We start from the raw sequence: 14,164 nt of genomic DNA, 5'->3' as shown, positions 1-14,164 counted from the left end.
CTCTTTCGCTGGCCTGATCGTCGGGCCAGCGGACCAGACGGGCGCATGTCAGTGTTAAAAGCACTGCTGACACACAACCCGGCAAAGACCGCGCGAACGGCCACTAGGTAGGGAAACTAAAGATCATGAGCCTCGAACTAATTACAGCGCTGTATTTCTTAATACTGTTTGGGATCCTTTTCATGGGGCTGCCGGTTGCGTTCGGCTTGGGCGGAACAGCGGTTCTATTTGCCCTGGTTTTCGAACCTCGCGCGCTGTTGTCCGTGCCCAGTGCATTCTATTCAACGCCTTGGAATTCGGTACTGGTCACAGTGCCATTGTTCTTGTTCATGGGCTCACTCATAAGATTTTCGGGGATAGCCGAAACGGCCTATGACGCCGTTTACAAGCTGATCGGCCACATTCATGGTGGTCTCGCGATGGGTACAGTTCAGGTCTGTACTGTTTTTGCTGCAATCACCGGCATCACACCACCGGCGACCACCACGATGGGTCAGATCGCCTATCCTTCGATGATGCGCTACAAATATGATCGCCGTATCGCGATCGGTTGTATCGCGGCAGGCGGTGCGTTGGGTGCTCTGATCCCACCAAGCGTTCCGTTCATCTTCTATGGATTGCTGGCCAAGGTTTCGATCGGTGACCTGTTCATGGCGGGGTTGCTACCCGGCCTGATGCTGGCCACGTTCTACACGATCTACATCGGCGTACGTTGTAAAATCCAGCCCGAGCTGGGCCCCGCCCTGCCCGCTGATCAGAAATTCACCCGCACCGAAAAACTGACCGCCGTTCTCAGCATCTGGCCGTTTGCCTTACTCATCATCATCGTTCTGGGCGTCATCTGGGGCGGTATCGCAACACCGGCGGAAGCTGCCGCATTTGGTGCCGCAGGCGCCTTTGTCATCAACCTGATCTACGGCAAACTGACCTGGGAGGTGCTGAGGGAATCGTTGGTGTCCACCTTGAAGCTCAGCGGTATGGGGCTTTGGATTCTGATTGGTGCCACTGTCTATCTTAATGTGTTCAACACGCTTGGCAGCCAGGACCTGCTGACCAATCTGGTTCTTTCCATGCCCGGCGGTGCAACCGGCATCCTGCTGATGATGATGCTGATCATCCTCGTCCTGGGTATGGTGATGGATGATTGGGCCATCATCATGCTGTGCACACCACTGTTCATCCCGATTATCGACGAATTGGGGATCGACAAGCTGTGGTTTGGCGCGCTGTTCATCGTGAACATCCAAATCGCTTACCTGACACCTCCGTTCGGTTTTGTGCTGTTCTGGATCAAAGGGGTTCTGCCCAAGGATGTCAGCATGGGGGATGTCTACAATTCGGTTGGCCCGTTTGTGGCACTCCAGTTCGTTGGCCTGACCCTAATCTTCATCTTCCCGCAGATCGCCACCTGGTTGCCCAACATCCTGAAATAATCCGGAGGTACAGATGTATAACCATATCCTCGTTCCAGTCGCCCCTGATCACATCAACGACTGTGCCAAATCTCTGGATGCAGCAAGCCGCTTGCTGTCGGATGGCGGGACAGTGTCGGTGCTGTCCGTTCTCGAAGAACTACCTTCGTATATCGGGTCGTACTTTCCACCCGAGCAGGTTCAGAAAAGCGTTTCTGATTTTGAGGACAAACTGAACGCATCGATGGAGTCTCCGAAGATCGGCACTCATGTTGTTACAGGTCATCCAACAAATTCCATTCTGGATTGGGCCGAAGAACACAAAGTGGACTGCATAGTGGTGGCGTCACACCAACCGGGCCTTTCGGACTATCTGATCGGTTCAACGGCTGCACGTGTGGTCCGTCATGCACATTGCAGTGTCGTGGTACTGCGCGACAAGTAGAGCAGAAGCATAACACCTGACAGGTGTTATGCGCGCAAAGTGGCTGGCCAATGAGGCCAGCTATTGTCGTTCAGAACCCTTGCATCAGCATGTCTACAGCCACGGTGATCTGCTCGAAATCATCTTTCAGATGACCCACTGGTGATTTGAGGAGTCCCACAGGAACAGCAGCCATGAACTGGGTCATCATTACAACCAGCACACCATCTATCAGGAACTCAGGGTTGAGGCGGGTCGCTGGTTTCGGCGCATGTGCTTTTGGTAAAAGCGGCACCACCATGCGGGTATTCAGATCGCTCAAAAGATCGGTTTGCACATCCAGAAGATAGCCATCGCCGGATGGGTTGGGGAATACATCGTATTTCGGCATCAGAACTGACGAAAGCGGTCCAAGGGCAACCCGTGCCGTTCAACATACGAGTTTGAGCTTTGCAGTGCCTCCGCGTTTTCGGCCCTCCACTGTGCTGCCTTCGCAGCGGCAACGGCGGCACGCACTCCTTCTTCGGCGGCACGCGACAGGTTCACGTTCAGCGCTCTGGCCTCGGTGAGCAAAGCGCTATCAAGTGATAGATTGGTCGGTTTGCGTGGTTGAGCGTTCATTCTGTCTTGGCCTCCATGTGCCTGAGAATACCAATATACTATATGCGCGTCAAATATGCGCATATCTCCTAAAGGACTTCTCTGGCTTCTTGGCTCGTTCTTATTGTATTTCACTCAATGCTTATTGAACGAGAACCTAACGATTTCGGTTGAAATCGTCCTCTCATCCCCCTAATCACGACCCTACCTCGGGGTGCGCTAAAGACCGCGCTGAGATGCCAATTGGCAAACCCGTTGAACCTGAACCGGCTAGAACCGGCGGAGGGAAAGGTACAGGTTTCATCCATCCTTACCCTCTCGCCGCATTGGAGGATGATATGAAACATCTGGCAATTGCTGCGGGAATACTGACTGCGACTTCGGCTGTGGCAGCCGATAAGCCCACGTTGACCGTATATACTTACGACAGCTTCGTTTCGGACTGGGGGCCCGGCCCGAAGGTCGAAGAGGCGTTTGAAGCGCAATGCGAATGCGACCTGAACCTTGTCGGCGTCGAAGATGGCGCGGCACTGCTGTCACGCATTCGGCTGGAAGGCGAAAACAGCGACGCCGATATTGTATTGGGTTTGGATACCAACTTGATATCGGCAGCTAAAGAAACCGGCCTGTTTGCACCTCATTCAGTCACTGCCGAGTATGCTCTGCCCATCGAGTGGACCGACACAGTTTTTGCACCCTACGACTGGGGTTACTTTGCATTTGTTCACAATGCAGATTTTGCCGCTCCTAACAGCTTCCGCGAGTTGGCAGATAGTGACATCAAGATCATCATTCAGGATCCGCGTTCATCGACGCCGGGGCTGGGTCTTCTGCTGTGGGTCAAGGCCGCGTATGGCGATGAAGCCCAAGAAATCTGGGCTGACCTTGCTGACAATATCGTGACGGTTACCAAGGGCTGGTCCGAGTCATATGGCTTGTTCCTTGAAGGTGAGGCCGACATGGTTCTAAGCTATACGACCTCGCCAGCCTATCACCTGATTGCCGAGGAAGATGCCAGCAAAGCAGCAGCAGCCTTTGACGAAGGCCATTATATGCAGGTCGAGGTTGCGGCCAAGCTAGCCAATTCCGATCAGCCCGAGTTGGCAGATCAGTTTCTGAACTTCATGGTGTCTGACGCGTTTCAGACGATCATTCCAACAACCAACTGGATGTACCCGGCCGTAACTCCATCTTCCGGTCTGCCCGAAGGTTTTGAAACTCTAACGATCCCTCAGAAGTCTCTGCTGTTTGATCAGGTCCAAGCCGCCATCGCGCGGGAACAGGCGCTTTCGGAATGGTTGGGCGCACTCAGCCAGTAAACCCACTCCCCGGTGTCAGTGCGGCGGCCATCGTTGCCGCACTGATATTGGGCACGTTGTTCATGGTGGCGGTGCGGGCAGATGCAGGCGGCGGGTTTGGTCCCGCCGACTGGGCTGCCTTACGCTTTACCCTGCTCCAGGCGACGCTCTCTGCAATGTTCAGCGCCGGTCTGGCTATTCCGGTCGCCCGCGCACTAGCGCGCCGCCGGTTCACCGGCAGGCGAGTCCTGATCACGCTGTTGGGTGCACCTTTCATCCTACCGGTCATCGTCGCCATTCTGGGATTGCTTCAGGTCTTTGGCCGGGCAGGATGGATCTCGGACGCGTTAGGCTATTTCGGCCTGCCGCCCATTCGAATCTATGGGCTGCATGGTGTCGTTCTGGCCCACGTATTTTTTAATCTACCTCTGGCAACACGCCTGATCTTGCAGGGTTGGCAGGAGATCCCTGCCGAGCGTTTCCGGCTAGCGGCCCAACTTGGGTGCGAAGGAATGGCAATGTTCCGTTTGATCGAATTGCCAATGCTTCGCCGCATTCTGCCCGGAGTGCTGGCCGTGATCTTCGCCATTTGCCTGACCAGTTTTGCGGTTGCCCTGACGCTGGGTGGAGGGCCGCGCGCCACCACGATTGAACTCGCGATCTATCAGGCCTTTACATATGATTTTGACTTAGGGCGCGCCGCCTTATTATCCGCTTTGCAACTTGTCCTGACTGCAGCGGCTGCGTTGGCAGCCTTAAAGTTCTCGCGCGGCGACGGGTTCGGTACCGGCCTGAATCGTGAGATCCGGCGCTGGGATGGCCGAGGACCGCTGTTGGATGCGTTTTGGATTATCACTGCCGCCGCGTTCCTGCTGCTACCTCTGGCATCCGTCACGATTTCGGGTATCGCTGGGCTGTTTGAGATGCCGGTTTTGGTGTTCCGTGCCGCTATAATTTCAATCTGTGTTGCCGCCGCCAGTACCATGCTCCTATTACTGCTGGCACTGCCCATGGCGACAGCCGTCGCGACAGGCCGGTTCGGCATCGTCGAACTTGGCGGACTTCTTGGCCTCGCCGCCTCGCCCCTGGTCATTGGTACGGGTCTCTTTATTCTGATCCGCCCGCTGGCCAATCCTACAACTCTTGCGTTGCCGGTAACCGCGCTTGTGAACGCGGTCATGGCCTTGCCCTTCGCCCTTCGAATTTTGGTTCCCGCAGCGCGCGATGTGTTGGAACGGCACGGGCGGTTGGCACTGGCCCTGAACATGAACAACTGGTCCTTTTTCTTGCGTGTCATGCTTCCACGCCTGCGCCCCCAGATCGGTTTTGCCGCGGGCCTGACGGCGGCACTTTCCATGGGTGATCTGGGTGTGATCGCCCTGTTTGCAGATGCGCAGATCGCAACGCTGCCCCTGCAAATCTACCGCCTGATGGGCGCCTACCAGATGCAGGCCGCAGCAGGAGGCGCGCTGCTGCTGCTTATACTATCGATGGGTGTTTTCTGGGTTCTGGATCGAGGGGGTCGCTGGCATGCTGAAGCTTGACAATTGCATCATTGCAACTGGCAATTTCCAATTAAGCGCTGACTTTGAGGTCAAGGCCGGATCCAGCGTTGCGATCATCGGTCCGTCGGGGGCAGGAAAATCAACTCTTCTTGAAACTATCGCGGGTTTTCGAGACCTGAGAAGTGGGCACATCCAATGGAAGGATCATGACCTATCGACATTACCACCAGGCAGTCGACCGATCGCAATGCTGTTTCAAGACGGAAACCTGTTTCCTCACCTGAGCGCCGAACAGAATGTCGCCCTGGGCCTAAGGCCCAATGGAGGTTTGACCGCAGACGACCAACACCACATTCAATCGGCCCTCGGCCGCGTTGGCCTGCAGGGAATGGCGGCCAGAAAGCCCGCCGAATTGTCAGGTGGTCAGCAAAGCCGCGTGGCGCTGGCGAGGATACTTGTGCAAAAGCGTCAGGTGTTATTGCTCGACGAACCTTTTGCAGCGCTCGGGCCTGCCCTGAAAACTGAGATGCTCGATCTGGTCGCTGAATTAGTCGCCGAGACCAAAACCACACTGCTTATGGTCAGCCACGACCCACGGGATGCGCTTCGGATAACCGACCAAACCGTATTGGTTGCGGATCAAATCGCACATCCACCTGCTGAGACCGAGACACTCTTCAACAATCCTCCGCCAGCGCTGCGCGATTACTTGGGCTGAATGAACTGATCCAGACAAGCGTCCAGCACCTCGTGCACACGCGGACCAATCTCGGGGGCCTCCGAAGCGCGCGGGCCTGCAATGTTCAGAACAGTTACAGGGATGGCGCTCAGCCAAGTCCGCATCTGTTGCGCGCAATCGGCCTTTCCTTTTCTTATATCCACCACCAGATGCGGTTTTTCAGCATCAACTGCAAACTCAACCGTTTTCCGCGTGCCGGGACTGTCTGATCCGTCGATAAAAACAAGCGTGGCGTCACTGGCAAAGACGTTGAGCCTTGTCCGTTCAGCGACATCTTCAGACTTCGTTTCAACAAGCCCGCTGAGATGCGCCGGAATCAACCCATCCTCATTCGTTCGACCCTTCGGCACCCAGCCGCCATAGGGGATGCCATTTGCACGGGCAAACTCCAATGCGGCAGTGTCTACGCCGGTTTGTCCACCTGATACGATTTTCTGAACACGACGCCCGAATGGGATTCCGTCTTGCTCGTCTCCCTGCGTCAACGCGCAATACCAAATTGAAACGGATCATTCTGCGCAAAGAAAAGCTTACCCTCTGCCATCACATGCGCCTGGCCAGTTAGCTGAGGGACAATGCCCCCGCCCTGCCCCGGCTGATAGGACAGCCTGTACGAACTTCCGATGATGCTTTCCTGAACGATTTCTTCCCCAGCGGACAAGCGCCGACTGGCCGCGAGGCAGGCCAGCCGGGCCGAGCTGCCGGTGCCGCAAGGCGAACGGTCATAGTCATCGTCGGGGCACAGAACAAAGTTTCTGCTATGGATACCTGCATTCGGTGAGGTGCCCTGAAAGATCACATGATCAACCGGCTCGCCATTTTCCCCGCCAACTTCTTGCGCAATGCAGGCTTCGCGAATTGCGATAGCCATGTCGGTCAGCGGGCGAATGTTCTCAGGCGCAATCGGGATCGGGCTTGGTTCAACAATGAAGAACCAATTGCCGCCATAAGCAACATCGCCGGTGACGGTGCCATGCTCTGCAGTCTCGACCGTCACGGAATGAAGAACGCGGCGGCTTTCAATGTTGGTGACCTGCACGGTGTTGGCGTCCAGCAGATCAATCTTAACCTCACCTACCGGAGTTTCGATTCGGTGCGCGCCAACCTCGATCTGTCCAAGACGCGCCAATGTTACGCCCAACCCGATCGTCCCATGGCCGCACATGCCCAGTACCGCATCCGCGTCAAAGTAGATCACGCCCGCTTTGCAATCAGCACTGACCGGTTCGACAAGGAGCGCCCCGACCATGCCGGGCTGGCCGCGTGGCTCCAGTAGAACAGACTTGTAGAACCGCTCATGTTCCGTTGCCAGTCGCTTGGCGCGTTCAGCCAGTGATCCTGAACCCAGATCAGGCCCCCCGTCCAGAATGACCCGTGTGGGCATTCCACCGGTATGGCTGTCAATCACATGCATTCCGCAATGACCCCACCCTGACGAACCCAATCGGTAAACCACGACTTAAACAAATTGTACTGTTGCTCGCAGTAATTTCGCTGGGCGTCAGATAACACGTCGGTTTCATTGAAATGCAGGCGGTATTCCTCTTCGCCGTTCAGCACCAGCAAATGCTTGTAATAAAGAACAAGGTCTGTGCCTTCGTCAAAACTTGCCAGAACGCCAAATGCCTCGTCCAGTTCGCGCGCACGCAACCGTGCTTCGGCATGTCCCTCTGCTGCCTTTTTCGAAAGCGCCGCAAGCAACAATGCCTCTTTGGGCAGTGCAGTTCCTATCCCGGTGATCGATCCGGTGGCGCCGCAATTCACAAACCCATGGTAGACTTCAGTATCGACGCCTACCATCAAGGTGACCTGACCGTCTTGCGATGTGATATGTTCTGCGGCATAGCGCAGGTCGCTCTTGCCCCCGAACTCCTTAAAGCCAACCAAATTCGGATGCTCGGCCCGCAGTGCAAAAAACAATTCCGCACGAGTGGCAAACCCATAGACAGGGCTGTTGTAGATGATCGCAGGCACGTCCGCTGCCGCAGAAAGAATAGCCTTGAAGTGGTTCTTTTGCGCGGCAACCGATGAGCCTCGTGACAGAACCCGAGGGATAACCATCAACCCTGCCGCGCCGACCTTCTGTGCATGTGCTGCGTGCGCCACAGCGGAATTCGAGTTGATGGCACCCGTCCCCACGACAACCGGCAAGCCAGCGTCGACCAGTCGTTCCACGCCCTCCATCCGTTGGGCATCCGTCAGAAGCGGCCAATCCCCCATCGAGCCACAATAGACGACAGCGGACATGCCGGCCGCAATCATCTCTTTGCCCTTTTTGACCAGCGCGTCAAAGTCAGGTGTCCTGTCGGCCTTACACGGCGTCATAAGGGCAGGCATAGTTCCAGTGAAAATAGTCCGGTCCATGAGATATCCGTTTGCTCAGGTTAGTATTGGTATTCTGCGCGAAAGCGCCGTGGCCTAACGTGTCATTCCAGCGAAACCCACAAGACCCTGGCGTCTTCCTTACTCGTAGAAATACAGCCATGCCCCATACCGCTATCGTAGTACAGAGAATCTCCCGGTTTCATCGGTAAGGGGCGGTAATGCTCGGATACGAATATCAACTCGCCACTGATAACGTACATGAATTCTTCGCCTGTGTGCCTGATCCAGTTCTCATATTCTGATATGTCACGCGCTTTTATCGTCGCGATATAAGGAAGCATTCGCTTACTGGTCAGGTCCGAGCACAGCAATTCGTGCATGTAGGTCGGCGTATTTCTTATCTCGCCTTGCCCTTTCGGCGTAAAATCACGTCGCCCCGAAATTCCCGATTGGGCGGACTGCAAGAACAGCTGTGGCGTATTCATGTCCAAGGCCTGTGTCAGCCGCCGCACGATCTCGAAACTTGGACGTGTCTGGTTGTTTTCGATCTTTGAAAGTGTTGATCGACCGATTCCCGCTTCGCGCCCGGCCTCCTCCAATGTCCAGCCTTTTGCGCGGCGTGCATCCCGGATCGACCGACCCAAAGCCGCCCCCTCGTCCTGTTCTTCCGGTCCGGCACCATCTTTCAGGTTGTCCTCAGACATGGGAATCTCCTTGTTTTATCACAGCTTACTCATTTCCCCCGAGCCAAACAACTTTACTGTGATGAAATTTTTGTTGCCTTGCGTACACTAATTCCACTATAGGAAACAAAATTTCGTACACTGGAAACGAGATTACAGGAGGAGATCATGTTCACAAAACCGCTCACCGAGGCTGATCCCGTCATCGCTGCATCGATCGCACGCGAGGGCATACGCCAAGCTGAACAGATCGAACTGATCGCTTCCGAGAACATCGTCTCTCAGGCAGTGATCGATGCGCAGGGTTCCGTACTTACAAACAAATACGCCGAGGGCTATCCGGGTCGCCGCTATTATGGCGGGTGTGAATATGTGGATGAGGTTGAGGCCGAAGCCATTGACCGATTGAAGAAGCTGTTTGGCTGTGAATATGCAAACGTTCAGCCGCACTCGGGCGCGCAAGCCAACGGGGCGGTTAAGCTGGCACTACTCAGCCCGGGGGACACGATTCTTGGTATGTCGTTGGATGCTGGGGGTCACCTGACCCATGGCGCAAAACCTGCCCAGTCCGGCAAGTGGTTCCGTCCGGTTCAATATGGCCTGACCCAGGCCGGGCTGATTGACTATGATCAGGTTGAAGAATTGGCGAAAGCCGAAAAGCCCAAACTGATCATTGCAGGCGCATCGGCCTATTCGCAAAAGATCGATTTCGCACGCTTCCGCGCCATTGCCGACGAAGTTGGCGCATGGCTTCTGGCAGACATGGCCCACATCGCCGGCTTGGTTGCGACCGGCCTGCATCCCTCGCCCATCGGGCACGCACACATTGTTACGTCGACTACGCACAAGACGCTACGCGGTCCGCGCGGTGGGATTATTCTTACAAACGATGAAGCGCTGGCAAAAAAGATCAACTCGGCTGTTTTCCCGGGTCTGCAGGGCGGCCCCCTGATGCATGTGATTGCAGGCAAGGCAGTCGCCTTTGGTGAAGCGCTGCAGCCTGAATTCAAAGAATATATGCAGCGCGTTGTCGACAGTGCCTCGGCCCTGGCCAACGTGATGATGGCGCGCGGGTGTGACATCGTTTCGGGTGGCACTGAAAACCACCTTATGCTGGTTGATCTGCGCCCAGTCGGCGTAACCGGCAAAGACGCCGAAGCGGCGCTAGAGCGTGCAGGATTCACCTGCAACAAAAACAGCGTTCCGGGTGATCCCGAAAAGCCCACTGTCACCAGCGGCATCCGTCTTGGTACGGCCGCAGGCTGCAGCCGTGGGTTTGGACCAGAAGAGTTCAAACAGATTGGCCACATGATCGGTGATGTGCTCGACGCGCTGGCACAATCGTCTGACGGTGACGAGACCGTCGAAAAGGAAACCCGTGAAAAGGTCCGCGCGCTCTGCGCAAGCCACCCGATCTACTGAAAGAAGACCAAATGATTTACGATCTTATTGTCATCGGGGGCGGTCCGGGCGGCTATGTCGCCGCGATCCGCGCGGCACAGCTGGGCCTGAAAGTCGCTTGCGTTGAAGGCCGCAGTGCGCTTGGCGGGACCTGTTTGAATGTGGGGTGCATACCCTCCAAAGCGTTGCTGACCTCCTCGGCCAAATATGCCGAACTTGCACATCTCTCCTCCCACGGTATTGCGGTCGAGGGGGCCAGCATCGATGTGCCCGCAATGATGGGACGCAAGGACAAGATCGTAGGCGACCTGACCAAGGGCATTGCGTTTTTGTTCAAGAAAAACGGCGTTGATCTGATCGAAGGGTGGGCCAGTATTCCGGCCGCTGGTCAGGTCGAGGTAGGTGACGAAGTCCATGAGGCCAAGAACATCCTCATTGCCACTGGTTCCGAACCTACTCCGTTGCCAGGAATTGAGATTGACGAGCAAGATATCCTCAGTTCGACGAGCGCGATTGCGCTGGAGAGTGTGCCCGAGCATCTGGTGGTGATCGGTGCCGGTGTCATCGGACTGGAACTTGGGCAAGTTTGGGCGCGTCTCGGAGCTAAAGTTACGGTCGTCGAATATCTGGACCGCGTGCTGCCCGGCATGGATGGTGAAATTGCCAAACTGGCGCAACGCGCGCTGTCAAAACGTGGCCTGAAATTCCAGCTGGGCCGGGCACTGAAATCCGTCGACAAAACGGATACTGGTCTGACACTAACTGTGGACCGCGTCGGCAAGGACAAAGAAGAAGTGATCGAGGCCGACAAGGTGTTGATCGCCGTGGGTCGCCGCCCAGTCACACGTGGCCTTGGCTTGGAAGAGCTGGGCGTGGACGTGAACCAACGCGGTTTCATTGAAGTTGATGGCGCATTTCAGACATCTGTCCCGGGCATCTACGCCATCGGTGATTGCGTTCCCGGACCTATGCTGGCGCACAAGGCCGAAGAAGATGGTGTCGCCTGTGTAGAAATGCTGGCAGGCGAAGCTGGCCACGTCGATTACAACACTGTTCCCGGCGTGGTGTACACCGACCCCGAAGTCGCCTCGGTTGGTTTGACCGAAGAAGCACTGAAAGAATCCGGTGCCGAGTATTCGGTCGGCAAATTCGCCTTCATGGCGAACTCGCGCGCGCGTTCGACCGGTGAAACAGACGGTGCAGTGAAGGTTCTGGCAGACCCGAACGGCCAGATCCTGGGTGCGCATATATGCGGAGCCCATGGCGGCGATCTAATCGCTGAACTGGTTCTGGCGATGACAAAGGGCGCAACGGTGTCCGAAGTCGCTGCAACCTGCCATGCGCACCCGGCCATGGGCGAGGCCGTCAAAGAAGCCTGCCTCGACGCCTTGGGCCGCGCGATCCACGCATAAGGGAGACCAGCCAGATGACCATCCAGCTTCGCCCTCGCCACCCGGAAAAAGCCAAAAAGGCCGACAGTGTCATCCCGCGCAAGCCCAAGTGGATTCGCAAGAAAAAGGGCGACAGCGCTGAATACTATGAAACACGACGCCTCATGCGCGAGCATGATCTGGCGACGGTCTGCGAAGAAGCCGCCTGCCCCAATATCGGCGAATGCTGGTCCAAGCGCCACGCCACCATGATGATCATGGGTGAGGTTTGCACGCGGGGTTGTTCGTTCTGCAATGTCTCAACGGGTCGCCCGGATGCTCTGGATGTGTTTGAACCCGGGCGAGTCGCCGCCGCCGTCAAGAAACTGGGCCTGCTTCATGTGGTGATCACCTCGGTCGATCGCGATGATCTAGCAGATGGTGGGGCCGAGCATATCGCTCAGACCATCCGTGCCGTGCGCCATCAGAACCCCGGTACGACTGTCGAAGTTCTGACACCCGATTTTCTTGGAAAAGGCACTGCGTCAGAGATCGTATTTGAAGCGGCGCCGGACGTTTTCAACCACAATCTGGAAACTGTGCCGCACCTTTATCCAACTGTGCGACCGGGTGCACGCTATTACACCTCGCTGCGTCTGCTGGATGATGCCAAACGCGCGAACCCGGAGCTTTTTACCAAATCTGGCCTGATGGTCGGGCTTGGCGAAAGTCTGGACGATGTCCGTCAGGTCATGGACGACCTGCGCGCGGCCAATGTCGATTTCTTAACCGTCGGCCAATATCTGCAACCGACCCCTAAACACCATCCGATTGACCGGTTCTGGACACCGGAAGAATTTGCCCAACTGGAACAGATCGCGCGTTCCAAGGGCTTTTTGCACGTGTCGGCAACGCCGCTGACCCGATCATCGTTCCACGCGGACGAAGACTTTGCCGCCCTCAAGCAGGCCCGCCAGCGGGCTTTGGCGAACAGGGCATAAACCTAACGCAAATGGGAGGGAATCCATGGAAGCGTTAAATTCAATCGTAGGGGCCATCAATGGCGTCGTGTGGGGGCCGCTTATGCTGGTTCTCATTCTCGGCGTTGGCTTCTTCCTGCAGGTCGGCCTGAAGTTCATGCCGATCCTGCGCATTGGCACAGGCTTCAGCCTGCTGTTCAAAGGCCGCGAAGGTCAGGGCGAGGGCCAGATCAGCCCGTTCAACGCACTGATGACCTCGCTATCTGCGACTATCGGTACGGGCAACATCGCTGGTGTGGCCACTGCTGTCTTCCTGGGCGGTCCGGGTGCCTTGTTCTGGATGTGGATGACCGCCCTGGTGGGCATGGCCACCAAATATGCCGAAGCTGTCTGCGCGGTGAAATACCGCGAAAAAGACGAGCTTGGTAACTATGTAGGCGGCCCGATGTACTACATCAAAAATGGCCTCGGCGCGAAATGGGCCTGGCTGGGTGTTGCATTTGCTCTGTTCGGCGCAATCGCGGCGTTCGGCATCGGCAACGGTGTACAGGCCAATGGTGTTGCACAGGTTCTGGAGTCGAACTTCGGCCTGAACACTTCGGTTACCGGCGTTGTCCTGATGGTTCTGACCGCGGCCGTGATCCTGGGCGGCATCACCCGCATCGGTGCGGTTGCAGGTAAACTGGTTCCGTTCATGGCGATTGCCTACATCGTCGCAGGCCTGCTGGTTCTACTGATCAACATCGGTAACATCGGCTCCGCTCTGTCGCTTGTTTTCACCTACGCCTTCACCCCGTCGGCCGCCGAAGGTGGTTTCGCGGGTGCTGCCGTTTGGGCCGCGATCCGCTTTGGTGTGGCACGTGGTGTCTTCTCGAACGAAGCCGGTCTGGGTTCCGCTCCGATCGCACACGCCGCAGCCGAGACCAAAGGTCCGGTCAACCAGGGCCTGATCGCGATGTTGGGTACGTTCATCGACACGATCATCGTCTGCACCATCACCGGTCTTGCTATCATCTCGTCGGGTGCCTGGACATCGGGTGAATCCGGTGCAGCACTAACCAGTCACGCGTTCGAACTGTCGCTGCCGGGTATCGGTGGGTATCTGATCGCCATCGCTCTGTCGATCTTTGCCTTTACCACCATTTTAGGCTGGTCCTTCTATGGCGAGAAATGTGTTGAGTTCCTGCTAGGCGTGAAATCCCTGATGCCATACCGCGTCCTGTGGATCGTCATGATCTATTTTGGCGCAACAGCGGATCTGGGCTTCATCTGGCTGCTGGCCGATACGCTGAACGCGATGATGGCCATTCCGAACCTGATCGCCCTGGCGCTGCTGAGCCCGATCGTCTTCAAACTGACGAAAGAGTTCTTTGCCTCAGGTGGCAAGTCCGAGGAGCCAGGCGGCACACCCGCCGAATAATCTCGGA

General features: G+C 56.4%; 15 protein-coding genes and 1 riboswitch. Of the genes, 9 read left to right on the top strand and 6 right to left on the bottom strand.

All coding sequences use genetic code 11. The features are described from left to right. Positions 1 to 125: 125 nt before the first annotated feature. Positions 126 to 1,433, top strand: a complete 1,308-nt coding sequence (locus ACR0MJ_RS08650) for a TRAP transporter large permease (RefSeq protein WP_170393768.1) — start codon at positions 126 to 128, stop codon at positions 1,431 to 1,433. A gap of 13 nt (positions 1,434 to 1,446) precedes the next feature. Then, the gene (locus ACR0MJ_RS08645) at positions 1,447 to 1,857 is read left to right on the top strand and encodes a universal stress protein (RefSeq protein ID WP_170393765.1); all 411 of its coding nucleotides are present in this window, start codon (positions 1,447 to 1,449) and stop codon (positions 1,855 to 1,857) included. Between the two features lie 70 nt (positions 1,858 to 1,927). Here ACR0MJ_RS08645 and ACR0MJ_RS08640 read toward each other — a convergent pair whose 3' ends face one another. Both ACR0MJ_RS08640 and ACR0MJ_RS08635 read right to left on the bottom strand, forming a co-directional pair. Beyond that, positions 1,928 to 2,227 (bottom strand): CcdB family protein, encoded by a 300-nt coding sequence (locus tag ACR0MJ_RS08640; protein ID WP_170406924.1) that lies wholly within the window; start codon positions 2,225 to 2,227, stop codon positions 1,928 to 1,930. Continuing rightward, positions 2,227 to 2,457 (bottom strand): type II toxin-antitoxin system CcdA family antitoxin, encoded by a 231-nt coding sequence (locus ACR0MJ_RS08635; RefSeq protein ID WP_170406922.1) that lies wholly within the window; start codon positions 2,455 to 2,457, stop codon positions 2,227 to 2,229. The genes ACR0MJ_RS08640 and ACR0MJ_RS08635 overlap by 1 nt, the downstream gene beginning before the upstream one ends. 179 nt (positions 2,458 to 2,636) lie before the next feature. Further along, a riboswitch (TPP riboswitch) is annotated at positions 2,637 to 2,742 on the top strand. Between the two features lie 32 nt (positions 2,743 to 2,774). Between ACR0MJ_RS08635 and thiB the strand changes: the two genes are divergently transcribed. From thiB to ACR0MJ_RS08620, 3 genes are read left to right on the top strand one after another with little or no spacing between them, the layout of a single operon-like run. Next, positions 2,775 to 3,755 (top strand): thiamine ABC transporter substrate binding subunit, encoded by a 981-nt coding sequence (thiB, locus tag ACR0MJ_RS08630; RefSeq protein WP_480760589.1) that lies wholly within the window; start codon positions 2,775 to 2,777, stop codon positions 3,753 to 3,755. Next, positions 3,731 to 5,278, top strand: a complete 1,548-nt coding sequence (locus ACR0MJ_RS08625; protein WP_223118454.1) for a thiamine/thiamine pyrophosphate ABC transporter permease ThiP — start codon at positions 3,731 to 3,733, stop codon at positions 5,276 to 5,278. Before thiB ends, ACR0MJ_RS08625 begins: the two co-directional genes overlap by 25 nt. Continuing rightward, positions 5,265 to 5,957: a thiamine ABC transporter ATP-binding protein gene (locus tag ACR0MJ_RS08620; protein WP_480613968.1), complete on the top strand. Its 693-nt coding sequence runs from the start codon at positions 5,265 to 5,267 to the stop codon at positions 5,955 to 5,957. The genes ACR0MJ_RS08625 and ACR0MJ_RS08620 overlap by 14 nt, the downstream gene beginning before the upstream one ends. Here ACR0MJ_RS08620 and ACR0MJ_RS08615 read toward each other — a convergent pair. The 4 genes from ACR0MJ_RS08615 to ACR0MJ_RS08600 all read right to left on the bottom strand — a co-directional run bounded on the left by ACR0MJ_RS08615 (position 5,945) and on the right by ACR0MJ_RS08600 (position 9,007). Continuing rightward, entirely contained in the window at positions 5,945 to 6,463 is a 519-nt protein-coding gene (locus ACR0MJ_RS08615; protein ID WP_170818370.1) for a putative molybdenum carrier protein, read from the bottom strand. The genes ACR0MJ_RS08620 and ACR0MJ_RS08615 overlap by 13 nt on opposite strands. Beyond that, a complete protein-coding gene (locus ACR0MJ_RS08610) occupies positions 6,460 to 7,392 on the bottom strand; it encodes a 4-hydroxyproline epimerase (protein WP_170406906.1) in 933 nt (310 codons plus the stop codon). The genes ACR0MJ_RS08615 and ACR0MJ_RS08610 overlap by 4 nt, the downstream gene beginning before the upstream one ends. Next, on the bottom strand, positions 7,383 to 8,342 hold the full coding sequence (locus ACR0MJ_RS08605) for a dihydrodipicolinate synthase family protein (RefSeq protein ID WP_170406903.1): 960 nt from the start codon (positions 8,340 to 8,342) through the stop codon (positions 7,383 to 7,385). Before ACR0MJ_RS08605 ends, ACR0MJ_RS08610 begins: the two co-directional genes overlap by 10 nt. Positions 8,343 to 8,404: 62 nt before the next feature. Then, on the bottom strand, positions 8,405 to 9,007 hold the full coding sequence (locus ACR0MJ_RS08600; protein ID WP_170393747.1) for a helix-turn-helix domain-containing protein: 603 nt from the start codon (positions 9,005 to 9,007) through the stop codon (positions 8,405 to 8,407). Between the two features lie 147 nt (positions 9,008 to 9,154). Between ACR0MJ_RS08600 and glyA the strand changes: the two genes are divergently transcribed. The 4 genes from glyA to ACR0MJ_RS08580 are packed head-to-tail and all read left to right on the top strand — an operon-like array spanning position 9,155 to position 14,157. Further along, positions 9,155 to 10,408: a serine hydroxymethyltransferase gene (gene glyA / locus ACR0MJ_RS08595; RefSeq protein ID WP_170465569.1), complete on the top strand. Its 1,254-nt coding sequence runs from the start codon at positions 9,155 to 9,157 to the stop codon at positions 10,406 to 10,408. Between the two features lie 11 nt (positions 10,409 to 10,419). After that, positions 10,420 to 11,799, top strand: coding sequence for a dihydrolipoyl dehydrogenase (gene lpdA / locus ACR0MJ_RS08590; RefSeq protein WP_480760575.1), 1,380 nt, complete (start codon positions 10,420 to 10,422; stop codon positions 11,797 to 11,799). 14 nt (positions 11,800 to 11,813) lie between these two features. Beyond that, a complete protein-coding gene (gene lipA, locus ACR0MJ_RS08585; RefSeq protein ID WP_170406893.1) occupies positions 11,814 to 12,758 on the top strand; it encodes a lipoyl synthase in 945 nt (314 codons plus the stop codon). 25 nt (positions 12,759 to 12,783) lie between these two features. Then, positions 12,784 to 14,157, top strand: a complete 1,374-nt coding sequence (locus tag ACR0MJ_RS08580; protein ID WP_170393738.1) for an alanine/glycine:cation symporter family protein — start codon at positions 12,784 to 12,786, stop codon at positions 14,155 to 14,157. Positions 14,158 to 14,164 lie beyond the last annotated feature (7 nt).

Source organism: Ruegeria sp. C6 (assembly GCF_056537625.1).
This window is presented reverse-complemented; position numbering and strand designations above follow the sequence as displayed.